We start from the raw sequence: 26,132 nt of genomic DNA, 5'->3' as shown, positions 1-26,132 counted from the left end.
GGAGCAGACCCGCGCATTTCCTCCTCCGCTCGCGACATCTCCTCCGCTCGCAGCACCTCTGCGTCCTGCGCCGGCGGGGCCGGGCGGAGGGGGCGACTGATGGGCTTCCACAACCCGCCCGTGCCGTGGTCGGAGATCGAACGCACGCTCAGTGATCGACGTCGCCCCGGCACGGTTCCCGCCGGAGCGGACGGTGGTGACAGCCCGGCGTGGTCGCACAAGCGCGGACCGTACGTGCCCCCGGCCATCGAGCGTCCGGCCGACGCCGTGCCCTACGCGGAACTGCACGCCCACTCGTCGTACTCGTTCCTGGACGGCGCATCCTCGCCCGAAGAACTCGCCGAGGAGGCCGAGCGGCTGGGGCTGCACGCCCTGGCGGTCACCGACCACGACGGCTTCTACGGGATCGTCCGATTAGCCGAGGCCGCCGAGACGCTGCAGCTGGGCACCGTGTTCGGCGCGGAGCTGTCGCTGAACCTGCCCGGGCCGCAGAACGGCGAACCCGATCCGGTCGGCTCGCACCTGCTCGTGCTGGCCCGCGGGGAGGAGGGGTACCACCGGCTCGCGGCGGCGATCACGGCCGCACAGCTGCGCGGCGCCGAGAAGGGCCGGCCGGTGTACGACCTCGACGAGCTCGCCGAGCGCTCCGGCGGCCCCCGCGACCCGCACTGGGCGGTGCTCACCGGATGTCGCAAGGGAACCGTCCGTCGCGCGCTCGCCGAGCAAGGTCCGGATGCGGCGGCCGCCGCGCTCGACCGGCTCGTCGAGCGCTTCGGACCCGACGCGGTGCACGTCGAACTGATGGATCACGGCAATCCGCTGGACTCGCGCCACAACGACCTCCTCGCCGCGCTCGCCGCCGAGCGGAAGCTGCCGTTGCTCGCCACGAACAACGTGCACTACGCCGTCCCCGAGCGTGAACTCCTGGCAGCGGCCGTGGCCGCGGTGCGGGCGAACCGGGGCCTGGACGAACTCGACGGATGGCTGCCCGCCCACGCCGGTGCGCACCTGCGCTCGGGTGCGGAGATGGCCCGCCGGTTCGCGCGGTACCCCGGCGCGGTGGCGCGCACCGTGACCCTCGCTGACGAGCTGGCCTTCCCCCTGCGGCGCGCCAAGCCCGCGCTGCCGAAGCAGGAGGTGCCCGACGGGCACACGCCGATGTCGTGGCTGCGGCATCTCGTCTGGGAGGCGGTGCCGCGCAAGTACCCCGACCTGAAGCCGAAGGATCGCGACCGCATCGAGCGCGAGCTGGGGGTGATCGAGATGAAGGACTTCCCCGGCTACTTCCTCATCGTCTACGGCATCGTGCAGGAGGCCCGCCGCCGCGGCATCCTGTGCCAGGGTCGCGGTTCGGCAGCGAACAGCGCCGTGTGCTTCCTGCTCGACATCACCGCGGTCGACTCGATCGCCTACGACCTGCCGTTCGAGCGGTTCCTCTCGAGCCTCCGCGACGAGGAGCCCGACATCGACGTCGACTTCGACTCCGACCGCCGCGAGGAGATCATCCAGTGGGTGTACCGCCAGTACGGCCGTGACCGGGCCGCGCAGGTGGCCAACGTCATCCAGTACCGGCCGAAGAACGCCGTCCGCGACATGGCCAAGGCGCTCGGGCACTCGCCGGGGCAGCAGGACGCATGGTCGAAGCAGGTCGAGCGGTGGGGGGCGGCGCTCGACACCGGCGCCGACCACGACATCCCCGACCAGGTGCTCGCGTACGCGACCGAACTGCTGAAGGCGCCGCGGCACCTGGGGATCCACTCCGGCGGCATGGTGCTCACCGACCGCCCGGTGGGGGAGGTCGTGCCGATCGAGCACGCACGGATGGAGGATCGCACCGTCATCCAGTGGGACAAGGACGATGCCGCCTGGATGGGGCTGGTGAAGTTCGATCTGCTGGGCCTGGGGATGCTGGCGGCGCTGCAGTACTGCTTCGACCTCATCCGTGACGCCACGGGGGAGGCGTGGGAGCTCGCGACGATCCCGAAGGAGGAGAAGGCGGTCTACGACATGCTGTGCCGCGCCGATTCGATCGGGGTGTTCCAGGTCGAGTCGCGCGCGCAGATGGGGCTCCTCCCGCGCCTGCAGCCGCGCCGGTTCTACGACCTCGTGGTGCAGATCGCGCTCGTGCGCCCCGGTCCGATCCAGGGCGGGGCGGTGCATCCGTTCGTCCGCCGCAAGCTGGGCCAGGAGGAGGTGACCTACGCGCACCCGAAGCTGAAGCCCGTGCTCGAGCGCACGATGGGCGTGCCGGTGTTCCAGGAGCAGCTCATGCAGATGGCCGTCGCGGTGGGGGACTGCACCGCGGAGGATGCCGACCTCCTCCGCCGGGCGATGGGATCCAAGCGCGGCGTGGAGCGGATCGAGAAGCTCCGCGAGAAGCTGTACGCCGGAATGGCCCGCAACAACCTCACCGGCGAGGTCGCCGACGGGATCTACGCGAAGATCCAGGCGTTCGCGAACTTCGGGTTCGCCGAATCCCACTCCCTCTCGTTCGCCCTGCTGGTCTACGCCAGCTCATGGATCAAGCTGCACTATCCGGCCGCGTTCCTGGCCGGGCTCCTGCGCGCGCAGCCGATGGGGTTCTACTCGCCGGCGACGCTGAGCGCCGACGCTCGCCGGCACGGCGTCGAGGTGCGCCGCCCCGACCTGCTGCGCTCGGGGGTGCAGGCCCTCCTCGAACCGCACGCGGAATCCGAGGAGATCCCGGGAATCGGGGATGCTGCGGACGGATCCGCTCCTCGATCCGCGCGATCCCCTCGATTTCCGCCGACCGGGCGGGAGGCGTGCGCCGAGCGCGTGCAGCCGCCGGTGGGCGAATTCGACCCCTCCGAACCGGACGAGTCGGAGGCGCACCGCCGGGACGGGCGGTTCGCCGTGCGCCTCGGGCTGGCCGCCGTCACCGGGATCGGCGCGAAGGTGGCCGAGCGCATCGTGGCCGAGCGCGAAGCGTCGGGTCCGTACCGCGATCTGCGCGACCTCGTGCGCCGCACCGGGCTCACCGCCGTGCAGTTGGAGGCCCTCGCCACCGCGGGCGCCTTCGAGTGTCTCGGCGTCACCCGCCGGGAGGCGATCTGGAGCGCCGGTTCGGCCGCGCAGGATCGGGCCGAGTACCTGCCCGAATCGATGGTGTCGGTGCAGCCGCCCCTCTTCCCCGATCCCACCAGCTACGAGGTGCTCGCCGCCGACCTGTGGGCGACCGGGATCTCGCCGGGCGATCATCCGCTCGCGCATTACCGCTCCCAGCTCGACGCGCGCGGCGTGCTCACCTCGCGGGAGCTGCGCACGCACGAGAACGGCCGGCGGGTCGAGGTCGCCGGGCTCGTGACCCACCGGCAGCGACCGGCCACAGCATCCGGCATCACATTCCTCAATCTCGAGGACGAGCACGGGCTGGTCAACGTGATCTGCTCGGTCGGGGTGTGGAACCGTCATCGGCGCATCGTGCGGGAGTCGCCGGCCCTCATCGTCCGGGGGATGCTGGAGCGTTCGGTGGAGGGGGTGACGAACCTCGTCGCCGATCGTTTCGACGATCTGAGGGTGGGGGTGGCGCACTCGTCACGTGATTTCCGCTGAGTCCGGTGACCTCTAGACTCGACCCGAATACGGCACTTCGGAAGGATCGACATGACCGACGCACAGCAGTTCCCTCCGGGGTGGTACGCCGACCCTGACAACCCCTCCGTCCACCGCTGGTGGAACGGCACGGCGTGGACCGAAGCCCGTCAGCCCGCGAACCCCGCACCCGCCGCCCCGGCCAACGCGGCGCCCGCAGCCCCGGCCAGCGCCGCGCCCGCGGCCCCCGCCGCGTACCCGCCCTACCAGCAGGCGCCTGCCGCGTACTCGTCGGCACCCTCCGCCTATCCGTCCTATCCGTCGGCGGCCCCCGCTCCGGTGCGACGCGACATTCCGACCGACACGCCGTGGATCTGGCTGGTCGTCTTCGTGCCGCTGCTGAGCATCGTGCCGCTGTTCTTCCTCGATTGGAACGGCTTCCTCGAAGCCGCCGTCCTCGACCCCAACGGCTCCGCGTCGGCGGAGTGGGTGGGATCGTTCACCGGAGCGACGCTTCTGCTGACCCTCCTGGGTTACCTCGTCATCGCCGCGCAGATCGTCTTCGCCTACCTCGACTGGCGCGCGCTGCGTGCGCGCGGGATCGACAAGCCGTTCCACTGGGCGTGGATCTTCTTCACCCTGGTGATCAGCAACGGCGTGTACGTCATCGGCCGGGGCGTGGTGCTGCGCCGGCAGACCGGCAAGGGCCTGGGCCCGGTGTGGGCCTGGATCGCCGTATCGGTGGGAACGCTGATCATCGGTGTGGTGTTCGCCTCCTACCTCCTGAACCAGCTGTTCGCCCTGGCCGCCATCTACGACAGCCCGATGGCCCCGTAACGACCTGCAGCCATGACTCCGGCTCAGATCGACCCCACCGCCCCGCCCTCGTCGACGGGATGCATCGACTGCGACGCCGACGGGGGCTGGTGGGTGCATCTGCGCCGCTGTGCGGCGTGCGGGCATGTCGGATGCTGCGACGATTCGCTGTCGCGGCATGCCACCGCGCATTGGCACAGCACAGGGCACCGGTTCATCCAGAGCTTCGAGCCCGGCGAGGACTGGTGGTGGGACTACCAGGAGCAGGCCATGGTGGAGGGGCCGGCCCTGGCTGAGCCGACCAGCCGGCCGGAGTCCCAGCCCTCACCCGGGCCGGAAGGGCGGGTCCCGTCCGACTGGCGGCGGCAGCTCGCCGCCCGCGCGGCTGGTCGCTGACCCGTCAGCGAGCGCGCCAAGCCGCGCCGCATCGAAGTGGCCACCGACGCCGGCGACGCCACCATCCGCGCGCACGAGTCGGATGCACCGCATCCGATCGAGCAGTAGCGGCGATCACGCGCGGGGGCGGGCCTTCGGGCTCGCCCCTTTCGCGTGTCAGGCCCGGTGTCGCGGGGCATAGCCTGAGGGGGTGACCGGTGCCGTCGCCCTCGACGATCTCACGATCGTCTCGTGGATGCTGCTGGCGCTGGGCGCTGTGGTGGTCGGGCTGTCCAAGACCGCGCTTCCCGGGGCCGGCACGCTCGCCGTCGCGCTCTTCGCGGCCGTCCTCCCAGCCCGTGAATCGACGGCGACGCTGCTGCTGCTTCTCATCGTCGGAGACATGTTCGCGCTGTGGACGTATCGGCGGCACGCCCGCTGGCGCATGCTGGTGCGGCTCATCCCGGCCGTGCTGGCGGGGATCCTCCTCGGCGTGCTGTTCCTCGCCGTCGCCGACGACGTCGGGGTGCGGCGCGTCATCGGCGTGCTGCTCCTGCTGGTGGTGGCCGTGACGCTGTGGCGGCGGTACGCCGCCGCCCGTGGCGGCCGCGAGCCGAGCGGCGGATGGCCCGCGGCGGCGGTGTACGGCACCCTCGGGGGATTCACGACCATGGTCGCCAACGCCGCCGGACCGGTCATGTCGATGTACTTCCTTGCCGCCCGCTTCCCGGTGAAGACGTTCCTGGGCACCGCCGCGTGGTTCTTCGCCGTCGTCAACATCGGCAAGGTGCCCTTCGCCGCCGCCCTCGGGCTGTTCTCGGTCGACAGCCTGTGGATCGACCTGTGGCTGCTTCCCGCGGTGATCGTGGGTGCGCTGGCCGGCCGCGTGCTGGCAAGGCGCCTGCGTCAGGAGGTGTTCGAGCGGCTCGTCATCGTGCTCACCGTCATCGGAGCGCTCTACCTGTTGTGGTGACCGCTGTCTAGCGCGGGCCTGCGACGGGGTCAAGGGCTAGGTCTGTGCCGGCATCTTGATGAACATGGATCGATCGTGTACGCGCACCCGAGCGCACTCAATGTACGAGGGAGAGCAGATGTTCGACATCTTCGTCACGGGCGCCCGCCTGGCCACCAGTGACGACGTCGCCGAGGCGTTGTTGGAGTATTTCCGAGTGCTCGCCGACCAGGGACGCACCGAACTCGTTTCGATCCCGGCGCTGCTGGACGGTCAGCCCGCCCAGGCGTGGCTGACCCTGGGTGCCGGCACGCCACTGGTGGCCGTGCGATCCGAACCTCAGTTGCCGCTTTCACTGGAGGGCGAGGACCTCGCCGCGTGGAGCATCCGCCGTCGTGCTGCCGTGCTCGCCGGCACCACGGCCGGATTCGACTGGGACGAGCAGAACTGACGATATCCACGCGAAGAGGACTTTTCGGCCGCACTGCTGTAGGGTGGGAGAACGGCGCGCAGACGAGCACGCCGGCTGTCCGGTTGGTATGTCCAAAGACGGGCAACGCCCGACCGGGCACAGAAACCGAAGTCCGTGACGATCATTGCCGAACCGGACTGCACGAACTGAATCGACTTCTTCACATCTCTTCTTCACTTCTCTCCACCGCCGTACCCCCCGCTCTGCTGACGTGGCTCAAGGCCGATCTCGACGTGTATGTCGCGCACTCGCGCGGCGAGTACGCCGGGCACGTCACGGTCGATGACGCTGGATTCTCCGCGCACGACGCAGTCGGGGTACGTCTGGGAGTGTTCACGGGCCTCGCTGCAGCGCAGGACGCGCTCGAGACCCCCACCGGCTACGACTGTGGCCACCCTCATCTCGGGCGACGTCGCCCCATATCTCCGCGATGTGTTCGTCGCGGTCATCGGGGTCGCCGTCGCGGCCCCTCTTCAAGAAAGAGAGATCCGATGGCATTCGGAACTGTTAAGTGGTTCAACTCCGAAAAGGGCTACGGCTTCATCGCACCCGAGGACGGCTCGCCCGACGTGTTCGCGCACTACAGCGCGATCGAGGGTGGCGGCTTCCGCTCGCTCGAAGAGGCGCAGCGCGTCGAGTTCGACGTCGAGCGTGGCCCGAAGGGCCCGCAGGCCTCGAGCATTCGCCTCGTGTGATGCAAGGATGTGGCGGGCGAAAGCCCGCCGCATCCTTTTTCTATACCCTGCCCCTGCTGTGGACTAGCTGTGTATCGCGTGGTTCACACATGGGCACCAGCCGTCCCCCGTAGGGTCGGCGATAGCGGGTTGTGATCGCCTCCCGCACCGTCTCAGCAGGGACTCTGGTCTTGCTGTACACCCAAGGAGCCTCTTGACCACTGTTTCGTCCCCTGTAGCCACGTTGGGTCCGGTCCGGCAGACGTATGCCACCCGCGAGTCCTTCCCGCCTGTCGCTAAGGCCTATACCCAGGTCTCGCAGGTGGTGAAAGAAATGGGTCTGCTTCGCCGCGCCCAGTGGTTCTACGCTCTGGTCGCCGGCGCCCTCGCGGTCGCGCTGGCTGGTCTCATCACCGGCTTCATCCTGCTGGGCGACAGCTGGTTCCAGCTCCTGATCGCTGCCGGACTCGGCATCGTCTTCACGCAGATCGCGTTCCTCGCACACGAGGCCGCGCACCGCGTCATCCTCTCCTCGGGTCCGGCGAACGACCGCCTCTCCCGCATCATCGGCCCTGCCCTCGTCGGCATGAGCTACTCGTGGTGGGACTCCAAGCACAGCCGCCACCACGCCAACCCCAACCGGGTGAGCAAAGACCCCGACATCGAGATCGACACGATCTCCTTCGTCGAGGACGACGCCCGCAAGGCGCGCGGCGTGGTCCGCTTCATCACCCAGCGTCAGGGGTGGCTGTTCTTCCCGCTGCTGACCATGGAGGGCTTTAACCTCCACTTCCTCGGCATCAAGTACCTCGTCACCACGCGTGAGCCCGTCAAGGGCCGCTGGATCGAGCTCTCCCTGATCCTGCTGCGCCTGGCCGCGGTCATCGTGCCGGTCTTCATCTTCCTGCCGCTCGGCCTGGCCTTCGCCTTCATCTTCGTGCAGATGGCCGTCTTCGGTGTCTACATGGGCGCGTCCTTCGCTCCGAACCACAAGGGCATGCCGATCATCGCACCGGACGCCCGCCTCGACTTCTTCACCAAGCAGGTGCGCACCTCCCGCAACGTGCGCGGCGGCTGGTGGGCGACCACCCTCATGGGCGGCCTGAACTACCAGATCGAGCACCACCTGTTCCCGAGCATGGCCCGGCCGTACCTCTCGCGGGCCCGCGTGGTCGTGCGCGAGGCGTGCGAGAACCTGAATGTGCCGTACACCGAGACGAGCCTCATCGAGTCGTACGCCATCGTGATCCGTTACCTCAACGAGGTGGGACTGGCCGCGCGCGACCCGTTCGACTGCCCCACCCGTCACGAACTGCGCGGCGTCTGACACCGCCTTCCGATGCCCCCGTCCGCTCTGCGCGGACGGGGGCATCGTCGTTTCGGTCACGATCGGAGAAGCGCGCTGCGCCGACGACCCCTACCGTGAGACCCGAGAGATGACCGCGACCGGAAAGGATGGCTGCCATGGCCAAGACCGACACCTCCGATGGGCTGAGCGCACAGGAGCGCGAGGCGGTCAAGCAGCGCGCCAAAGAGCTGCGCGCGCAGGAGAAGGCCGGCAAGAACCGCGCCGCCGGTGAGAAGGCCGTCCTCGAGGCGATCTCCGCGCTCGAGCCTGAGGACAAGAGCCTGGCGGAGGGGCTGCACGCCGTGGTGAGCGAGGTCGCCCCCGAGCTCGTCCCGAAGACCTACTACGGCATGCCCGGATACGCCAACGACGAGGGCAAGATCGTCGTCTTCATCCAACCGGCGCGGAAGTTCGGCACGCGGTACGCCACGATCGGATTCGAGGATCGCGCGCACCTGGATGACGGCGACCTGTGGCCCGTCGGATTCGCCGTGCGCACGTGGACTCCGACGGTGCAGGCGAAGGTCACCGAGTTGGTGAGCGCCGCGGTGCGCTGACCCCTGTTCTGGTCGAGGCCAGGTCGAGATTTCTCCTGATGGTCCCCTCCAAATGCAAGGGGGGATACAAAACCCGTGCGCACTGGTCTCCTCGACGAGGCCGCCAACGCGTGCCGCACCCGATACCTACCAGGAAAGACGCAAACGTCATGAGCAATACCTCTCTCGCCGCCCGCACCCCCCGCATCTCGACCGAGACCAAAGCCGCGTTCAAGACCACGGAGTTCATCGTGTACGTGGTGATCCTCGCCGGGATGTTCATCGCGTCGCTCGTTGTGGACAACGGTGACGACGGCGAGGGGTTCGGAACCGAGCAGGTCTGGCTGTACGCCACGCTGCTCACCATCGGCTACATGATCAGCCGCGGACTGGCCAAGTCCGGCAGCCGCGAGTACTACGACCGCGAAGGCCGTGAGGCCGGCAACGGCCGCTGAGCCCAGCCGGGGCGGAGATCGCCCCAACGGATTGAACGAAGGTCCCCTGCATTCGCAGGGGACCTTCGTCGTCCCTCAGATGGGAACCACCTCCCGCGCGCCGTGAGGATGCGGACGACGCGGCGCGCAGGCGGATCAGCGTTCCGGTCCGGTGTTCTCGCCTGTAGCGCCGCGATCCGAACGGGTCGTCGCGTCCGTGGCTGCGCGATCGCGGCCGTCGCCGTCGACGAAGGGGTCGACCTTGTCGGCCTTCCGCAGTGTTTCGGCCTGCTCGTCTCGGCGTTTGGCGGCCTCAGCGGCGTGCTGGTCGATGTCGGCGGCGCGCCGCTGCGCGTCGATGTCGGCCTGGGCCGCGCGGGCCTTCGCCCGCTCGGACTCCGCCTGTGCCGCCGCGGTGTCGGCGCGGGCCTGCGCCAGCTCGGCCTCGTGCTGGCGTGCGCCGAGGTCTGCCTCTCTCGCCTCGGCGCGCAGCTTCTCAGCCTTCTCGTGCTGAGCGCGCTGGCGGCGTTCCCGCCGTCCCTTTGCGGTGACGACCAGGACCACGGCGATGATCGCGATCACGACGACGATGGCGACGATGATCCAGATGAGGGCTGTCGTGTCCACAACTCCTCCTTCTCGGTATGGCGCTGACGGAAGAGTCGGCGCGTCGAGAACCAGGGAACCCGACGGAGCACATCCGCGAGAACCGCCTTGCCGTGGGCGGTCAGGTGCGCTATCCGCCCGCGTGGCTCCTCGCGCTCACGGCGTGACGGCGGATGGGGATGAGCCGGCGGCGCGTTTGGCGGCGCGGTACGCGCGGGTGCGGGCGCGGTTCTGACACGTCAGCGAGCAGTACTGCCGGCGCCGGGCGGGCGAGTGGTCGATGTAGACGTCGACGCACGCCTCGCCCAGGCACGTTCCCAGCCGGCTGGCGTCGGGATCGCCGCGCAGGTGATCGAGGAGCGCGAGCGTGGCGGCGGCCAGCAGCGTGCGCCCAGGGCGGGAGGTGCGCCACTGCTCGCGCACGTCCCACTCCCGTGCCGCCATTGCCGGGGTCAGTCCCGCCTCGGCGATCAATGTGTTGAGTCGATCGGCGCACTCGCCGCCGGATGCTGCGGCGAAGACCGGGTGGAGGAGATTGGCCGTCTCCACCAAGGCCTTCTCCGGCGGCGCTGCGCGCTGCGCCCACAAGGCGGTGGCCTCCTCGCCGAGCGCGTCGGCAGGGGGATAGGGGGCCCCGGATTCGCCTGCTGCCGCGCGCGGTGCGTCGCCGTACTCATTCACGATGCGTGTCAGGAGTCGGAGGGGAAGTGCGTCGACCGCGGAGCCCTGGTGAGTCATCGCTTCCCCCTCTGTCACGGCTGGTCGGAGGCTAACACGTGACGAGAGCGCCACGGACGGGAGGCGTCACCGTCCGGCCGCCCCCGAGACGACATCCACGACGACGGTCACGAGCACCAGGGCGGCCAGCCCGAGGTAGACGCATCCGCTGATCACGGACAGCGCCCGCGCCTTCGTGCCCCGTCCGGCGAGGAAGCGCCCGAGCAGCCCGCCGAGCGAGGCGTACACGGTGTCGACCACGAAGCCGATGACGACGAACGACAGGCCGAGGACCAGCAGCTGCAGGGCGGGGTTGCCCGCGTCGCCGTCGACGAACTGGGGGAGGAAGGCGAGGAAGAAGATGACGATCTTGGGATTGGTGAGGTTGACCACCATCGCGCGCATGAAGTTCCGGCCGGTGGATGCGGCGGCCGGGGCGTCGGTGGCGGTGCGGGCGCGCAGCGCCCCGATCCCGAGGTGGATGAGGTATGCCGCCCCGAGCAGGCGGATGAGCACGAGCGCGGCGGGGAGGGCCGTGAGGAGGGCGCCCAGGCCCGTCACCGCCACGAGCGTGTGCACGGTCATCGACACCGCCATGCCCGATGCCGCCACCGTGCCCGCGCGTCGCCCGTCCCGCAGGGCCACCGCACCGAGGTACACGTGGTCGGGCCCGGGGACGACGGCGATGAGCAGCGTCGCGGCCAGGAACGCGAGGTACACCGCCAGCGGGATGTCCAGGATCATGCCCGCAGTATGTCACGCACTGGCGACATTCCATACGTGACAGCAAATCGGGTCCGCGGGCAGCCTGCTTGGCCCCGTGCCGATGATGAGGGCCGAGATCGTCGCCCAGCTCGCGGCGTAGGCGCGTCAGCGGTCGGGCGTGCCTGGATTATCGCGGTCGAGCAGGGCGATGATGCGGGCGCTGAGGTCGGCGAGGGCGGCCGTGCCCTCACTGCCCAGGCCGTCCAGGATGGGGTCGCGGATCTCCCGCCGCTGCCCGCGCAGGACGGTGCCCACGAGCAGTCGTCCCCTCCGCGTCAGGGTGGCCTCGAAAGCGCGCCGCCCACTCGTGACGGGGCGGCGCGTGACGAGCCCCTGGCCCTCGAGCGCGGTGATCGCGTGGCTGATGCGGCTGGGGGAGAAGCGGAGCGACTCCGCGAGGCTTTTCAGGCCGAGCGTCTGGTCGTGCGCGGCGCTCAGCAGGACGAGGATCTTGAAGTGACCGTGCGAGATGCCGCCGTCGCGCTGGGCCTGCCGTTCGAGTGCGGCGTCGAGGAGGTGCGTCGCGAGCATGAGATCGCGCCATGCATCGGAGGCGCCGGTCACGAGGTCGCCGAGGGAGTCACGGTGAGGCTGACGGCGTTGGCCCAGGGGTCTTCGAAGTGGACCCTCCCGCCGTCGTCACGCACGGGGACGCGGTAGTGCTGGAGGCGTTCGACCAGGGCGCCGGCCTCATCGGAGGACGGCAGCTCGAGGTCCACGCGACCGAGCCCCAGGGTGCGCTGCCGGCGACCCGCGCCGCGGCTGTTCCACACGTTCATCGCCATGTGATGGTGGTACCCGCCGGCGCTGACGAACACGGCCTGGTCGCCCAGCGCGAGCGTCACGTCAAACCCGAGGGTGGTCGCGTAGAAGTCGCGCGCCGTCGCCACCTCCCCGACCGACAGATGGATGTGCCCGACGCGGGCCTCTCCGATCGCCTCCCCGGCGAGTCCGCGCTCGTCCAGGTGCTCCCGCAGATAGGCGTTCGGGTCCAAGAACAGCGTGGACATCTCGACCTGCCCGTGGACCCAGCTCCACGTCGTGCGGTCGCGGTCCCAGTACAGCTCGACGCCGTTGCCCTCGGGGTCGTCGAAGTAGAAGGCCTTGCTGACCAGGTGGTCGCTGGAGCCGGTGAGCGAGCCGGGGCGCAGTCGAGCGACGGAGTAGACCGCGGCGGCCAGCGCCGCCTCGGTGGCGAAGACGATCGCCGTGTGGAACAGGCCGGCCTCGCGCGGCCCCGCGTGCCGCAGTTCGGGGGTGTGCGCGAGCACGACGACCGGCCGTCCCGCGCGCCCGAGGGTGACACGCGGGCCCGTCTGCTCCATCACCGCCAGCCCGACGCCGTCCCGGTAGTACGACGTCATCGCGTCGAGATCCGCCACGTTCAGGGTGACCGCCCCCATCGCCGTATCGGCGGCAAGGCGTGTGCTGGTGCTCATGCGATCCCCAACTGAGTTGAACGCTCAACTATTCCGCGGCGCGCGTCTCGCCTCCTCGTCCGCCGCCGTGGCGCAGGTCTCCCGGGGGCGCAGCAGGGTACGAGCCGCGGTCGCACGAGAGGGGACCTGATAAAATCTTCGGAGCCACTGCTTGTACCACGCAGTGAATGATTCCGCAAGAGTCCGCTCGTCGACCCGCCGAGGGGCGCGGAACGGATACCACCACGTCGGTGCGCCTCGCGGCACCCGCCGCGGATCCTGCCGCCGACGTCGCTCAATGGCCCCGGCCAGGATAGGAACGGTTTGACTTCTCGCGTTGCAATCATCGGAGCCGGACCCAGCGGGATGGCACAGCTTCGGGCTTTCGAGTCCGTTCGGAACACCGGCCGGGAGATGCCCGAGATCGTGTGCTTCGAGAAGCAGGCCGATTGGGGCGGGCAGTGGAACTTCACGTGGCGCACGGGCCTGGACGCGCACGGGGAGCCGGTGCACTCCAGCATGTACCGCAACCTGTGGTCCAACGGGCCGAAGGAGGCGCTCGAGTTCGCCGAGTACACCTTCGACGAGCACTTCGGCCGGCCGATCTCGTCGTATCCGCCGCGCGCGGTGCTGTGGGACTACATCAACGGCCGGGTCGAGAAGAGCGACGTCAAGCAGTACGTGCGTTTCAACACCGTGGTGCGGTGGGTCCAGTACAACGAGGACACCCAGACCTTCAGCGTGACGGTCCACGACGCGGTCGAGAACCGCACCGAGACCAGTGAGTTCGATTACGTCGTGGTCGGCAGCGGCCACTTCAGCTACCCCAACGTGCCCGAGTTCGCCGGTATCGAGACCTTCCCCGGCAGCCTGCGCCACGCCCACGACTTCCGCGGCGCGGAGGCCCTCGCCGACAAGGACGTCCTCCTGATCGGCGCGAGCTACTCCGCCGAAGACATCGGTGTGCAGGCGTACAAGATGGGCGCGCGCTCGGTCACCTTCAGCTACCGCACCAAGCCCATGGGATTCGACTGGCCCAAGGGCATGCGAGAGGTACCGCTCGTCGAGCGTTTCGAGGGATCGACCGTGCATTTCAGCGACGGCACCAGCGGCGACTTCGATGCCGTCGTGCTGTGCACGGGGTACCTGCACCACTACCCGTTCCTGCCGTCCGACCTGGCGCTGGATTCGCCCAACTGCCTCTACCCCGACGGCCTGTACCGCGGCGTGGTCTCGGAGGCCAACGAGAAGCTGTTCTACCTGGGCGCGCAGGACCAGTGGTTCACGTTCAACATGTTCGACGCGCAGGCATGGTTCGTCCGCGACGTCATCCTGGGTGACTTCGAGCTTCCCGGTCCTGAGGCTCGTCGGCAGGACATGGATGCGTGGCTCCAGCGGTTCCGCGGATTGAACGGGCCGGCCGATGAGATCAGGTTCCAGGCCGACTACATCCGCGACCTGATCGATCTGACCGACTATCCGATGTTCGACCTCGACGAGGTCGTGCGGATCTTCCTGGCCTGGAAGCACGACAAGCAGGTCAACATCCTGGGTTACCGCGACGCCGTGTACCCGTCGGTGATGACGGGGACGATGGCCTCGGTGCACCACACCCCCTGGCTGTCCGAACTGGACGACAGCCTCGAGCGCTACCTGTCCGAGCCCGAGCCGGACGACGTGGGGAACCTCGTCGATTCGGCCGGTTCTGCCGGTTCGGCGTAGCGCGATGCGGCCGGAAGGGTGGCGAGGATCTCCTGCGCCACCCTTCCCGCCGCGCGCTCGGGGAGCCAATGTCCCTCGTCCACCTCGACGAAGCGATACGGCGCCCGCACCCACTGCCGCGTGAGCTGGGCAGCGCGTCGCCCGAGCGCCTGGTCTGCGTTGCCCCACACGTACGTGGTCGGCACGTGCACGCGAGACCGTGCCGGACGCCCCCGGCGCCGGTCGGGCAGCCCCATTCCGCGGTACCAGTGCAGTGCGGCACGCAGGGCTCCCGGCTGCGCCAGGAACCGCTGGTATTCCCGGGCGATGGGAGCGGGGAGCCCCGAAGACTCCAGCAGCCGGGCCAGGCGAGGCCGCAGTACGGTCTCGGGCAGCAGCGGCAGCTGGAAGAAGGCGATGTAGAGCGATCGCAGGCCCTGTGCCGAGGAGACAAGCGAACGAAGCATCGCGCTCGGATGCGGCGTGGACAGCACGGTCATGCCGGTGAGGCGCTGCGGGGCGGCCGCCGCCATCCGCCACGCGACGAATCCGCCCCAGTCATGCCCGACCAGGTGCACGCGGTCGACGTCGAGCCGATCCAGGAGGGCGACCACGTCGCCGGTGACGTCGGCGGTCCGGTAGTCGCGTCGCCGGCGCGGGCGCGCCCGCGGCGAGTAGCCGCGCTGGTCGAACGCGATGACCCGGGCGCCACCGGCGGCCAGCAGCGGCGCCACGGCGTCCCACGTACGCCGCGATCCCGGGAAGCCGTGCAGGAGGACGACGACCGGGCCGCCGATCGGCCCCGTGTCGGACACGTCGAAGACCAGGTCGGCGTGGCGGAATGTCTGGACGCGTGAAGGGGCCATGCCCCATCCTGATCGGCGGCGGTCGGGGCGCCGGAGGGGGTTGCGCTCATCGGGCACCCGCGCCGCGTTGCGGCGGCGGGCGTGAGCGGCCGGTCAGGCCGCGGGGGGATGCGGCGGTTTCGGGGGCGCCGATCCCGGGCGCCGTGCCGCGGCCTCTGCCGCAGCGAGAATGCGGATGCCGTCGCGGATGCGGGCTTCGTCGACGTTGCCGAAGCCGATCACCAGAGCCGGGGGGAGGGGGTCGGCCTGCGTGGCCTCCGCCGAGAACCGGTACTGGCCGAGTGTGTTGACGAGCACGCCCATGGTCGCCGCGGTCGCGGCCACCTCCCGCTCGCTCGACCCGGCGGGAAGCTGCAGGACGGCGTGGCATCCCGCGGCGAGACCGGTGAGCCGGCCCGGCCCGAAGGCGCGATCGACCTCCGCAGCCAGGATGTCGCGGCGCGCCCGATAGGTCTCCCGCACTCGCCGCAGATGGCGATCGAACCGGCCCGTCTCCATCAGCAGCGCCAGCGCTTCCTGATCCAGGCCCGGCGCGCCCCGGCTGCTGAGTCGCTTCTCCTCGATGATGCCGTCGCGCAACCGTGGCGGCGCGAGCACCCAGCCGAGCCGGATCGCCGGCGCCAGGGTCTTGCTGACGGAGCCCAGCGCGATGACCCTGCGCGGGTTCAGGCCGTGCAGCGACCCGACGGGCTGCCGGTCGTATCGGAACTCGGCGTCATAGTCGTCTTCCAGGATGATTCCGTCGACCTCCTCCGCCCAGCCGAGGAGCTCTCGCCGTCGCGATGGCCCGAGCGCCACACCGGTCGGGCACTGGTGGGCCGGTGTCAGCAGCACCGCCCGTGCGCCGGTCCTGCGCAGACGGTCCACATCCAGCCCGTCGGCGTCGACGAGGACCGGCACGGCCTCCAGGCCCGCCCGCCGCGCGATCACGTCGTGGTCGCGCGGTCCGGGATCCTCCAGTGCGATCCGGTGGATGCCGTGCTGAGCCAGCGCCGCGAGAGCGAAGGTCAGTCCCTGCCGGAAGCCCGCGACGATGACGGCGTCCTCGGTGCTGGCGCTTCCCGCCCGGACGCGCCGGTGGTAGGCGGAGGCGACGTCGCGGAGGTGCCGCGAACCGGCCGGGTCGTCGTCGCCGAGTGCAGCCGTCGTCAGCGTCTGCGTCGCCTTCGAAACCGCCCAGCTCCAATCCGACAGCGGCACCGTCCGCAGGTCGGGGATGCCGTATTCGAAGTCGATCGGTCGAGGTGACCCGGCCGGGATGGCGGGCGTGGCGCGCCCGGCCGGTTCCTCGGGAGCCGGTATCGCGGCCACCCGTGTGCCCGAACCCACCGTCGCGAGCACGTAGCCCTCGGCGAGGAGCTGCTCGTAGACCTCGACGATCGTGCCGCGGGCGACTCCGAGCAGAGCCGCCAGGCGCCGAGTCGACGGCAGGCGCTCCCCGGATACGAGTCGCCGCTCACGGATGGCGGCGCGAAGCTGGTCCTGGATCTGGATGCCGATGGCCCCGGCATCGCGGTCGAGCGACACGAGCAGATCCGGACCCCCGTGCGACCAGTCCACCGTCATCGCCCCATTACATCGAATGGTCCAGTCCACGACCAGGGAAGCGGACCTTCACCCCGGACCGCCCGGGCGGCAGAGTCGATGCATGAACCTCGGCATCCTCCTCGGCCTCGCCTCCGCCGTGGCGTACGGTGCATCGGATTTCGTCGGTGGGCTGGGTTCCCGTCGGTACACCACATGGCAAGTGGTCCTGGTGGGGCAGAGCGCCGGCGCACTGGTCATGGTCGTGGCGGGGCTGATGCTGCCCGGCAGCCCGCTCGCGTCGGATTTCGCCTGGGCGGTGGTCGCCGGGCTCGGGTCGGCGTCGGGCAGCATCTTCCTGTACCGCGGGCTGGCGCGGGGGCGCATGGGCCTGGTGGCTCCCATTTCGGCGATCGGCGCCGCGGTCCTGCCCGTGCTGGCGGGTGCGGCCTTCGGAGAACGGCCGGGATGGCTCGTCTGGGTGGGGATGGCCGTGGCACTGCCGGGAATCTGGCTGGTCGCGCGCGACACCTCCACGCAGCGCTCCGCCATGCGCGGAGCGCTCGTCGACGGCACGCTCGCGGGCGTGGGCTTCGGCGTGCTCTTCATCGCGCTGGCGCAGATCTCCGACGGCGCGGGCCTCGTGCCGCTCGCCGTCAATCAGCTGACCGGTGCGATCCTCACGGTCGCGACGGCGGCCGCCCTCGGACAGGTGTGGCGCCCCGCGACCGGCGTGCTGGGCTGGGGGAGCGGCGCCGGTGTGCTGGGCGCGGCCGGCACCCTCGCGTTCTTCGCCGCCAGTGGCACGACCGGACTGGGGATCGCCGGAGTGCTCGCCTCCCTCTATCCCGCCGTCACGGTGCTGCTGGCAGCCGGCTTCCTCCGGGAGCGGGTCGCGCCCGGTCAGCGGGCGGGCATCGCCGTCTGCATCGTCGCCGTCGCCGCCATGGCGTTCGGCTGATCCGCCCCATCCGCCACGAACTGGAGACGACCGATGAATCACCCGCGGCCCGCACGCCGGCACACGCACACCCGGAGGGCGGCTCATGCTCACGCAGATCGCTGACGGCGTCTTCGTTCACGAGAGCGACTTCATCCAGAGCAACTCCGTGGTCGTCCGAGGACGCGACGGTGTGCTCGTGATCGACCCCGGTCTCACGCACGACGAGATGACGGGGCTTGCCGACGACATCCGCGGGATGAGTCAACGGGTCGTCGCGGGTTTCGCCACGCATCCGGATTGGGATCACGTTCTCTGGCACGCGGCGCTCGGCGAAGCGCCCCGTTACGGAACGGCGCTGTGCGCCGCGACCATGGCGGAACTGCTCGCGCAGCCCGACTGGCCGGAGCAGGTGGCTGTGGGCCTCCCGCCCGAGTACGCGGATGAGATCCCGCTCGACCTGTTCGGGGAGATCACCGCGCTGCCCCGGGGCGCCGTCCGCATCCCGTGGGACGGTCCGACGGTGCGGATCATCGAGCATCGCGCCCACGCCGCGGGGCATGCGGCGCTGCTGGTCGAGGAGCGCGGCATCCTCGTCGCGGGCGACATGCTCTCCGACATCCTGATGCCCTTCCTCGACGTTGATGCCGCCCAGCCGCTGGAGGATTACCTGACCGCACTGCAGCTGTTCCAGGACGTCGCGGACGACGTCCGTGCCGTCGTCCCCGGCCATGGTTCGGTCGGAACGGCAGGCCAGGTGCGGGAGCGCATCGAACAGGACCGCGCCTACGTGCAGGCTCTGCGCGACGGCGCGCTCCCCGAAGACGAGCGGGTCGGTCCGTCCGCGCCGCTGTACTGGCTCGCCGACGTGCATCGGTGGCAACTGCAGCGCCTCGCCGAGAAGCCCACGCCGCCGTCCGGGGAGCACGGCGGGCGGTGACGGGCTGCAGCGGACACTATCCCGCGGTTTCGGAGGTGGCGACGTCGAGGATCCAGGTGACGCCGAAGCCGTCGGTGAGCATGCCGAAGCCCGGGCTCCACGCCGACGCCGCGAGCGGCTCGATGATCGAGGCGTCGTCGGACAGCGCGTCCCAATAGGCCGTCACCTCATCGAGGGAGTCGCCGCGGACGGAGACGAAGAACGGCTGGTCGGTGATGGTGACCCCGTTCTCGCGGCGCGTCGTCCCGCCCGCGCCGCCGGCAGGCTGCCCGGGGATGTCGTAGGCCATGATCCGGAACCCGTCGGCGCTTCGCACCTCGCCGAACACGATGTTCTCGGCGCCCGGGGCGTCGGCGGGCATGCCGAAATCCGCGTAGGTGGCGGTCGTGAGGTGCCCGCCGAAGACCGAGTGGTAGAACTCCAGAGCCTTGCGGGCGCGGCCATGGAAATTGAGGTGGGTGGTCGTGGTGATGGTCATATCTGCTCCTCGAGCGTTGCGCCGGGGCTTTCCCGGCGGCACCCACTGTGGCAGGGGTATAGGACGGGATCGGTCCTGCACTGCACATACCCTCGAGAAATGACGACGACCACTTCACGCCTGCTGAATCTGCTGTCGCTGCTGCAGACCAGGCGCGACTGGCCGGGCGCGCTGCTGGCCGATCGGCTCGGGGTGAGCCATCGCACGGTGCGCCGCGATGTCGACCGGCTGCGGCAGATGGGATACCGCATCCACGCCGCGATGGGGCCGGACGGCGGATACCGCCTGGATGCGGGGAGCGAACTGCCGCCGCTGCTGTTCGACGACGAGCAGATCATCGCGCTCACGATCGCGCTGCAGTCGGCGACGGCCACGGGGGCCGGCATCGAGGAGGGCGCGCTGAGAGCGCTGACCACGGTGCGACAGGTGATGCCCTCGCGACTTCGCCATCGCCTGGACGCCGTCGGCTTCACGACGGTCGCGCCCCCGGGTGAGGGGCTCGGGGCTGCGGTGTCGCCGGATGTGCTGGTCGCCCTCTCCACCGCCGTTCGCGCCCGCGAGACGCTGCGATTCGATTACGCCGGTTCGAATCCGGATGCGGTCGAACACGAGTCCACGCCGCCGCGACGGGTGCAGCCGCACCACCTCGTCGCCGCCTCACGCCGGTGGTACCTCGTCGCGTGGGACCTGGATGTCGACGACTGGCGCATCTTCCGCGCCGACCGCATCACGCCGCGCACGCCCACGGGGCCCAGGTTCACCCCGCGTGAGGTCCCCGGCGGCGATGCCCAGGCCTACGTGTCGGCGCGGTTCAAGGGCTCGGCGGGGGTGAACGCCTGGCCGTGCACGGGGACGGTCGTTCTGCATCTGCCGGCCGCCCAGGTGCTCCCGTTCGCCGGCGACGGCCACGTCGAGCCGCGAGGCACCGACCGATGCCTCTACACGGCCGGCTCCTGGTCATGGGCCGCGTTGGCAGCATCCCTGGGCAGGTTCGACGCCGAGGTCGACGTGGTCGGCCCGCCGGAGCTGGGCCGTGCGTTCGCGACGCTTGCGACCCGCTACGCGGCGGCGGCCCGGTGAGCCGCGAAGGCCGCGACACGCCCGGGCCGCGCCCGACTTGCCGGGTGCGGCAGGGCCGTCGTAGGCTATTGATCGTTCGCCCCACAGGGAAGCGGAGAGGCCGAGAGCCTCACCCCCCTCAAGCGGAGAACACCCTCCCTTCTCCTGAGCTCTCGTTGAGAGCTCGTGCCCTCGGGCGTAGAATGGAGGTACCCGCTCCAGAAGCCGTCATGGAGCGCCGTTCGGTGACGTCTGATCGTCACGGAGGCGCCGATTTGACAGCTCGACGGAGTCGGGTAAGATAGAGAAGTTGCCCTGCGGGCGAGGCTGAGAGGCTGAGTAGCAGGAGCATCCGATCCTTGAGAACTCAACAGCGTGCACTTGTCAAATGCCAAAAAACCTCGCGGTCAGCTTTGCTGGCCGGTGAGATTCTTTTGAGATTAAACGGATAAATGTCAGTAATGACATCCGATCGTCAGATCAAGCTCGCTCGGGTGGACCTATTCCGGTCTGTTCGCAGCAAAATTCTTTTACGGAGAGTTTGATCCTGGCTCAGGATGAACGCTGGCGGCGTGCTTAACACATGCAAGTCGAACGGTGAAGGGGAGCTTGCTCCCTGGATCAGTGGCGAACGGGTGAGTAACACGTGAGCAACCTGCCCCGGACTCTGGGATAACAGTTGGAAACAGCTGCTAATACCGGATACGAGCTGCGACCGCATGGTCAGCAGCTGGAAAGATTTTTCGGTCTGGGATGGGCTCGCGGCCTATCAGCTAGTTGGTGAGGTAATGGCTCACCAAGGCGTCGACGGGTAGCCGGCCTGAGAGGGTGACCGGCCACACTGGGACTGAGACACGGCCCAGACTCCTACGGGAGGCAGCAGTGGGGAATATTGCACAATGGGCGGAAGCCTGATGCAGCAACGCCGCGTGAGGGATGACGGCCTTCGGGTTGTAAACCTCTTTTAGCAGGGAAGAAGCGAAAGTGACGGTACCTGCAGAAAAAGCGCCGGCTAACTACGTGCCAGCAGCCGCGGTAATACGTAGGGCGCAAGCGTTATCCGGAATTATTGGGCGTAAAGAGCTCGTAGGCGGTTTGTCGCGTCTGCTGTGAAAACCCGAGGCTCAACCTCGGGCCTGCAGTGGGTACGGGCAGACTAGAGTGCGGTAGGGGAGATTGGAATTCCTGGTGTAGCGGTGGAATGCGCAGATATCAGGAGGAACACCGATGGCGAAGGCAGATCTCTGGGCCGTAACTGACGCTGAGGAGCGAAAGGGTGGGGAGCAAACAGGCTTAGATACCCTGGTAGTCCACCCCGTAAACGTTGGGAACTAGTTGTGGGGGCCATTCCACGGTCTCCGTGACGCAGCTAACGCATTAAGTTCCCCGCCTGGGGAGTACGGCCGCAAGGCTAAAACTCAAAGGAATTGACGGGGACCCGCACAAGCGGCGGAGCATGCGGATTAATTCGATGCAACGCGAAGAACCTTACCAAGGCTTGACATATAGAGGAAACGGCTGGAAACAGTCGCCCCGCAAGGTCTCTATACAGGTGGTGCATGGTTGTCGTCAGCTCGTGTCGTGAGATGTTGGGTTAAGTCCCGCAACGAGCGCAACCCTCGTTCTATGTTGCCAGCACGTAATGGTGGGAACTCATGGGATACTGCCGGGGTCAACTCGGAGGAAGGTGGGGATGACGTCAAATCATCATGCCCCTTATGTCTTGGGCTTCACGCATGCTACAATGGCCGGTACAAAGGGCTGCAATACCGTAAGGTGGAGCGAATCCCAAAAAGCCGGTCCCAGTTCGGATTGAGGTCTGCAACTCGACCTCATGAAGTCGGAGTCGCTAGTAATCGCAGATCAGCAACGCTGCGGTGAATACGTTCCCGGGTCTTGTACACACCGCCCGTCAAGTCATGAAAGTCGGTAACACCTGAAGCCGGTGGCCCAACCCTTGTGGAGGGAGCTGTCGAAGGTGGGATCGGTAATTAGGACTAAGTCGTAACAAGGTAGCCGTACCGGAAGGTGCGGCTGGATCACCTCCTTTCTAAGGAGCATCTGGCACCCTTTGGGGTGTCCAGGCGCCAGATCGAGACGAATGTTCTCGCTGGTAGCTCATGGGTGGAACATTTGATGGGGTGCCGATCGGGTCGCCTGGTTTTGAGTACGCTGCTTGCAGCTGGAAAAGTACTGGGTGGGTTGGCCGGCACATGCACGCTGTTGGGTCCTGAGGGACCGGGTGCGGTTTTATACCGCAGCTGAACCTCTGGGCCTTTTTCTGTTGCCGTGTTTGCGGTGGCGGGGGAGGGTACCGCCCGTACTTTGAGAACTACACAGTGGACGCGAGCATCTTTGAACTGACTTCGGTCAGTTCTCATAGATGATCTTAAAGATCATTAGTCAATTTCGAGCCGGACTTTGTCCGGACCGATTCTTTGATAAAACTCATGTGATTTCAAGTCTTTAAGAGCAAACGGTGGATGCCTTGGCATCTGGAGCCGAAGAAGGACGTAGCAATCTGCGATAAGCCTCGGGGAGTGGATAAGCACACTTCGATCCGAGGATTTCCGAATGGGGAAACCCCGCTGGGCGGCGTGCCGACCCAGTGACTCCCGCCTGAATATATAGGGCGGGTAGAGGGAACGTGGGGAAGTGAAACATCTCAGTACCCACAGGAAGAGAAAGCAACCGCGATTCCGTTAGTAGTGGCGAGCGAAACCGGAACAGGCTAAACCGAGTACGTGTGATATCCGGCAGGAGTTGCGTATTCGGGGTTGTGGGACTTTTCAGACAGTTCTGCCGATCTGTCGGCGTTACAAGAAGGTATAGACGAACGGTCTTGAAAGGCCGGTCATAGAGGGTGCGAACCCCGTAGTCGAAATGCCTCTCTTGACGCGAAGAGTATCCCAAGTAGCACGGGGCCCGAGAAATCCCGTGTGAATCTGTCAGGACCACCTGATAAGCCTAAATACTCCCAGATGACCGATAGCGGACAAGTACCGTGAGGGAAAGGTGAAAAGTACCCCGGGAGGGGAGTGAAATAGTACCTGAAACCGTTTGCTTACAAACCGTTGGAGCAGCCATAGCAGCTGTGACAGCGTGCCTTTTGAAGAATGAGCCTGCGAGTTAGCGATACGTGGCGAGGTTAACCCGAGTGGGGTAGCCGTAGCGAAAGCGAGTCTGAATAGGGCGATTCAGTCGCGTGTCCTAGACCCGAAGCGAAGTGATCTATCCATGGCCAGGTTGAAGCGACGGTAAGACGTCGTGGAGGACCGAACCCACTTAGGTTGAAAACTGAGGGGATGAGCTGTGGATAGGGGTGAAAGGCCAATCAAACTTCGTGATAGCTGGTTCTCTCCGAAATGCATTTAGGTGCAGCGTTGCGTGTTTCTTGCCGGAGGTAGAGCTACTGGATGGCCGATGGGCCCCAAAAGGTTACTGACGTCAGCCAAACTCCGAATGCCGGTAAGTGAGAGCGCAGCAGTGAGACTGTGGGGGATAAGCTTCATAGTCGAGAGGGAAACAACCCAGACCACCAACTAAGGTCCCTAAGCGCGTGCTAAGTGGGAAAGGATGTGGAGTTGCTTAGACAACCAGGAGGTTGGCTTAGAAGCAGCCACCCTTGAAAGAGTGCGTAATAGCTCACTGGTCAAGTGATTCCGCGCCGACAATGTAACGGGGCTCAAGCACGCCACCGAAGTTGTGGCATTGACATTATTGGTAGGCCTTCGTGGTCCAGCCGTGTTGATGGGTAGGAGAGCGTCGTGTGGCCAGCGAAGCGGCGGTGTGAACCAGCCGTGGAGGCCACACGAGTGAGAATGCAGGCATGAGTAGCGAAAGACATGTGAGAAACATGTCCTCCGAAAGACCAAGGGTTCCAGGGTCAAGCTAATCTTCCCTGGGTAAGTCGGGACCTAAGGCGAGGCCGACAGGCGTAGTCGATGGACAACGGGTTGATATTCCCGTACCGGCGAAGAACCGCCCAAGCTAATCCAGTGGTGCTAAGAGTCCTAACCAGGAATGGATGGATCCCTTCGGGGTGAAGCCGTCTTGGCGAACGCTCGACCCCATGCTGGTGCGGTTAGCGTATTAACAGGTGTGACGCAGGAAGGTAGCCCAAGCCAGGCGATGGTTGTCCTGGTGCAAGTGCGTAGGCCGAGTGATAGGCAAATCCGTCACTCATTAAGGCTGAGACACGATGCGGATGAAAAGTGGGTGATCCTATGCTGCCAAGAAAAGCATCGACGCGAGGTTCAAGCCGCCCGTACCCCAAACCGACTCAGGTGGTCAGGTAGAGAATACCAAGGAGATCGAGAGAATCGTGGTTAAGGAACTCGGCAAAATGCCCCCGTAACTTCGGGAGAAGGGGGGCCTTCGGCGTATTAGGACTTGCTCCGAAAGCGTTTGGAGGCCGCAGAGACTAGTGGGTAGCGACTGTTTACTAAAAACACAGGTCCGTGCCAAGTCGCAAGACGATGTATACGGACTGACGCCTGCCCGGTGCTGGAAGGTTAAGAGGACCGGTTAGCCGCAAGGCGAAGCTGAGAATTTAAGCCCCAGTAAACGGCGGTGGTAACTATAACCATCCTAAGGTAGCGAAATTCCTTGTCGGGTAAGTTCCGACCTGCACGAATGGCGTAACGACTTCCCAACTGTCTCAACCGCGAACTCGGCGAAATTGCATTACGAGTAAAGATGCTCGTTACGCGCAGCAGGACGGAAAGACCCCGTGACCTTTACTACAGCTTGGTATTGGTGTTCGGTGTGGCTTGTGTAGGATAGGTGGGAGACTGTGAAGCATGGACGCCAGTTCATGTGGAGTCATTGTTGAAATACCACTCTGGTCACTCTGGATATCTAACTTAGAACCGTAATCCGGTTCAGGGACAGTGCCTGGTGGGTAGTTTAACTGGGGCGGTTGCCTCCCAAAAAGTAACGGAGGCGCCCAAAGGTTCCCTCAACCTGGTTGGCAATCAGGTGGCGAGTGTAAGTGCACAAGGGAGCTTGACTGTGAGACTGACAGGTCGAGCAGGGACGAAAGTCGGGACTAGTGATCCGGCAGTGGCTTGTGGAAGCGCTGTCGCTCAACGGATAAAAGGTACCTCGGGGATAACAGGCTGATCTTGCCCAAGAGTCCATATCGACGGCATGGTTTGGCACCTCGATGTCGGCTCGTCGCATCCTGGGGCTGGAGTAGGTCCCAAGGGTTGGGCTGTTCGCCCATTAAAGCGGTACGCGAGCTGGGTTTAGAACGTCGTGAGACAGTTCGGTCCCTATCCGCTGCGCGCGTAGGAAGTTTGAGAGGATCTGACCCTAGTACGAGAGGACCGGGTTGGACGAACCTCTGGTGTGTCAGTTGTTCCGCCAGGAGCACCGCTGATTAGCTACGTTCGGGATGGATAACCGCTGAAAGCATCTAAGCGGGAAGCCGGCCTCAAGATGAGACTTCCATGCCTTCGGGCGAGAGGCTCCCAGCCAGACTACTGGGTTGATAGGCCGGATGTGGAAGCGTGGCAACACGTGAAGCTGACCGGTACTAATAAGCCGATGACTTGATAACACACCGTTTTTGGTGCTTGCGTCCACTGAGTGGTTCCCGATGTACGGTCGGGAACAACAACACAACATAGAACTACGTTTGTGTACGACTGAAACATCAATAGTGTTTCGGCGGCCATAGCGTGAGGGAAACGCCCGGTTACATTCCGAACCCGGAAGCTAAGCCTCACAGCGCCGATGGTACTGCAGGGGGGACCCTGTGGGAGAGTAGGACACCGCCGGACTTCTTCCGAGAAATGGCCACCCAACGCGGGGTGGCCATTTCGCGTTTACAGACCTGTTTTCGCGCGCATCCGACCGGAGGCCGCGCCCTTGCAACGGGGTGCCCGCTCCGGTGAGATGGTGCGGAGGTCGCGATCCCGCAGAACGCGGGCGCCCGGCCTCGACAGGAGGCTGC

General features: G+C 66.9%; 22 protein-coding genes and 3 rRNA genes. 16 read left to right on the top strand and 9 right to left on the bottom strand.

What is annotated here, in order from left to right:
- The first annotated feature begins 99 nt into the window (after positions 1-99).
- The 5 genes from F6J85_RS12330 (at position 100) to F6J85_RS12310 (ending at position 6,146) form a co-directional block, all read left to right on the top strand.
- A complete protein-coding gene (locus F6J85_RS12330) occupies positions 100-3,573 on the top strand; it encodes an error-prone DNA polymerase (protein ID WP_150925382.1) in 3,474 nt (1,157 codons plus the stop codon).
- 51 nt (positions 3,574-3,624) lie between these two features.
- Positions 3,625-4,389: a DUF2510 domain-containing protein gene (locus F6J85_RS12325; RefSeq protein ID WP_150925380.1), complete on the top strand. Its 765-nt coding sequence runs from the start codon at positions 3,625-3,627 to the stop codon at positions 4,387-4,389.
- Positions 4,390-4,401: 12 nt separating this feature from the next.
- The gene (locus F6J85_RS12320; protein WP_150920687.1) at positions 4,402-4,764 is read left to right on the top strand and encodes a UBP-type zinc finger domain-containing protein; all 363 of its coding nucleotides are present in this window, start codon (positions 4,402-4,404) and stop codon (positions 4,762-4,764) included.
- Positions 4,765-4,999: 235 nt separating this feature from the next.
- Positions 5,000-5,716, top strand: coding sequence for a sulfite exporter TauE/SafE family protein (locus tag F6J85_RS12315; protein ID WP_150927417.1), 717 nt, complete (start codon positions 5,000-5,002; stop codon positions 5,714-5,716).
- 118 nt (positions 5,717-5,834) lie between these two features.
- Complete coding sequence (locus F6J85_RS12310; RefSeq protein ID WP_150920685.1) at positions 5,835-6,146, top strand: hypothetical protein; 312 nt, start codon at positions 5,835-5,837, stop codon at positions 6,144-6,146.
- A 194-nt stretch (positions 6,147-6,340) separates the two neighbouring features.
- Here F6J85_RS12310 and F6J85_RS12305 read toward each other — a convergent pair whose 3' ends face one another.
- The gene (locus F6J85_RS12305) at positions 6,341-6,562 is read right to left on the bottom strand and encodes a hypothetical protein (RefSeq protein WP_150925377.1); all 222 of its coding nucleotides are present in this window, start codon (positions 6,560-6,562) and stop codon (positions 6,341-6,343) included.
- A 96-nt stretch (positions 6,563-6,658) separates the two neighbouring features.
- Between F6J85_RS12305 and F6J85_RS12300 the strand changes: the two genes are divergently transcribed.
- From F6J85_RS12300 to F6J85_RS12285, 4 genes are all read left to right on the top strand, one after another.
- On the top strand, positions 6,659-6,862 hold the full coding sequence (locus tag F6J85_RS12300) for a cold-shock protein (RefSeq protein WP_135068062.1): 204 nt from the start codon (positions 6,659-6,661) through the stop codon (positions 6,860-6,862).
- Positions 6,863-7,085: 223 nt separating this feature from the next.
- Positions 7,086-8,168, top strand: a complete 1,083-nt coding sequence (locus F6J85_RS12295) for a fatty acid desaturase family protein (protein WP_238707120.1) — start codon at positions 7,086-7,088, stop codon at positions 8,166-8,168.
- Between the two features lie 137 nt (positions 8,169-8,305).
- Positions 8,306-8,746 (top strand): iron chaperone, encoded by a 441-nt coding sequence (locus F6J85_RS12290; RefSeq protein WP_191906596.1) that lies wholly within the window; start codon positions 8,306-8,308, stop codon positions 8,744-8,746.
- Between the two features lie 149 nt (positions 8,747-8,895).
- Positions 8,896-9,180 (top strand): hypothetical protein, encoded by a 285-nt coding sequence (locus tag F6J85_RS12285; RefSeq protein WP_150920681.1) that lies wholly within the window; start codon positions 8,896-8,898, stop codon positions 9,178-9,180.
- A gap of 135 nt (positions 9,181-9,315) precedes the next feature.
- On the opposite strand, the gene F6J85_RS12280 is transcribed toward F6J85_RS12285, so the two are convergent.
- The 5 genes from F6J85_RS12280 to F6J85_RS12260 all read right to left on the bottom strand — a co-directional run bounded on the left by F6J85_RS12280 (position 9,316) and on the right by F6J85_RS12260 (position 12,686).
- Complete coding sequence (locus F6J85_RS12280) at positions 9,316-9,786, bottom strand: hypothetical protein (protein ID WP_150925371.1); 471 nt, start codon at positions 9,784-9,786, stop codon at positions 9,316-9,318.
- Between the two features lie 135 nt (positions 9,787-9,921).
- Positions 9,922-10,503, bottom strand: coding sequence for a CGNR zinc finger domain-containing protein (locus F6J85_RS12275; RefSeq protein ID WP_150925369.1), 582 nt, complete (start codon positions 10,501-10,503; stop codon positions 9,922-9,924).
- A gap of 66 nt (positions 10,504-10,569) precedes the next feature.
- Positions 10,570-11,226 (bottom strand): LysE family translocator, encoded by a 657-nt coding sequence (locus F6J85_RS12270; protein WP_150925367.1) that lies wholly within the window; start codon positions 11,224-11,226, stop codon positions 10,570-10,572.
- Between the two features lie 126 nt (positions 11,227-11,352).
- Entirely contained in the window at positions 11,353-11,811 is a 459-nt protein-coding gene (locus F6J85_RS12265; protein WP_150925365.1) for a MarR family winged helix-turn-helix transcriptional regulator, read from the bottom strand.
- Complete coding sequence (locus F6J85_RS12260; RefSeq protein WP_150925363.1) at positions 11,808-12,686, bottom strand: VOC family protein; 879 nt, start codon at positions 12,684-12,686, stop codon at positions 11,808-11,810. The genes F6J85_RS12265 and F6J85_RS12260 overlap by 4 nt, the downstream gene beginning before the upstream one ends.
- Positions 12,687-13,031: 345 nt before the next feature.
- Here F6J85_RS12260 and F6J85_RS12255 point away from each other — a divergent pair, with 345 nt between their 5' ends.
- Complete coding sequence (locus F6J85_RS12255; protein WP_238706948.1) at positions 13,032-14,387, top strand: NAD(P)-binding domain-containing protein; 1,356 nt, start codon at positions 13,032-13,034, stop codon at positions 14,385-14,387.
- Here the strand turns inward: F6J85_RS12255 and F6J85_RS12250 are convergent.
- Positions 14,315-15,232 carry an alpha/beta fold hydrolase gene (locus tag F6J85_RS12250; protein WP_150925359.1) on the bottom strand — a complete coding sequence of 306 codons (918 nt, stop codon included), beginning with the start codon at positions 15,230-15,232 and terminating at the stop codon, positions 14,315-14,317. The genes F6J85_RS12255 and F6J85_RS12250 overlap by 73 nt on opposite strands.
- A gap of 93 nt (positions 15,233-15,325) precedes the next feature.
- The gene (gene pdxR / locus F6J85_RS12245) at positions 15,326-16,798 is read right to left on the bottom strand and encodes a MocR-like pyridoxine biosynthesis transcription factor PdxR (RefSeq protein WP_150925357.1); all 1,473 of its coding nucleotides are present in this window, start codon (positions 16,796-16,798) and stop codon (positions 15,326-15,328) included.
- Between the two features lie 82 nt (positions 16,799-16,880).
- Between pdxR and F6J85_RS12240 the strand changes: the two genes are divergently transcribed.
- Entirely contained in the window at positions 16,881-17,717 is an 837-nt protein-coding gene (locus F6J85_RS12240; protein WP_150925355.1) for an EamA family transporter, read from the top strand.
- A gap of 85 nt (positions 17,718-17,802) precedes the next feature.
- Entirely contained in the window at positions 17,803-18,636 is an 834-nt protein-coding gene (locus F6J85_RS12235; RefSeq protein WP_150925353.1) for an MBL fold metallo-hydrolase, read from the top strand.
- Between the two features lie 16 nt (positions 18,637-18,652).
- On the opposite strand, the gene F6J85_RS12230 is transcribed toward F6J85_RS12235, so the two are convergent.
- Positions 18,653-19,114: a VOC family protein gene (locus tag F6J85_RS12230; RefSeq protein ID WP_150925351.1), complete on the bottom strand. Its 462-nt coding sequence runs from the start codon at positions 19,112-19,114 to the stop codon at positions 18,653-18,655.
- Positions 19,115-19,213: 99 nt separating this feature from the next.
- Here F6J85_RS12230 and F6J85_RS12225 point away from each other — a divergent pair, with 99 nt between their 5' ends.
- The 4 genes from F6J85_RS12225 (at position 19,214) to rrf (ending at position 25,959) form a co-directional block, all read left to right on the top strand.
- Positions 19,214-20,194, top strand: a complete 981-nt coding sequence (locus F6J85_RS12225) for a helix-turn-helix transcriptional regulator (RefSeq protein WP_150925349.1) — start codon at positions 19,214-19,216, stop codon at positions 20,192-20,194.
- 508 nt (positions 20,195-20,702) lie between these two features.
- Positions 20,703-22,223 (top strand): 16S ribosomal RNA (locus tag F6J85_RS12220).
- Between the two features lie 406 nt (positions 22,224-22,629).
- Positions 22,630-25,736, top strand: a 23S ribosomal RNA gene (locus tag F6J85_RS12215).
- 106 nt (positions 25,737-25,842) lie between these two features.
- A 5S ribosomal RNA gene (gene rrf / locus F6J85_RS12210) occupies positions 25,843-25,959 on the top strand.
- The 16S, 23S and 5S rRNA genes sit together here, the layout of an rRNA operon.
- Positions 25,960-26,132: the final 173 nt, after the last annotated feature.

Origin of the sequence: Microbacterium lushaniae (assembly GCF_008727775.1) — a bacterium.
GTDB lineage: Bacteria > Actinomycetota > Actinomycetes > Actinomycetales > Microbacteriaceae > Microbacterium > Microbacterium lushaniae.
Note: the sequence above shows the minus strand (reverse complement) of the source record. Positions and strands in the feature narration are given on the sequence as shown.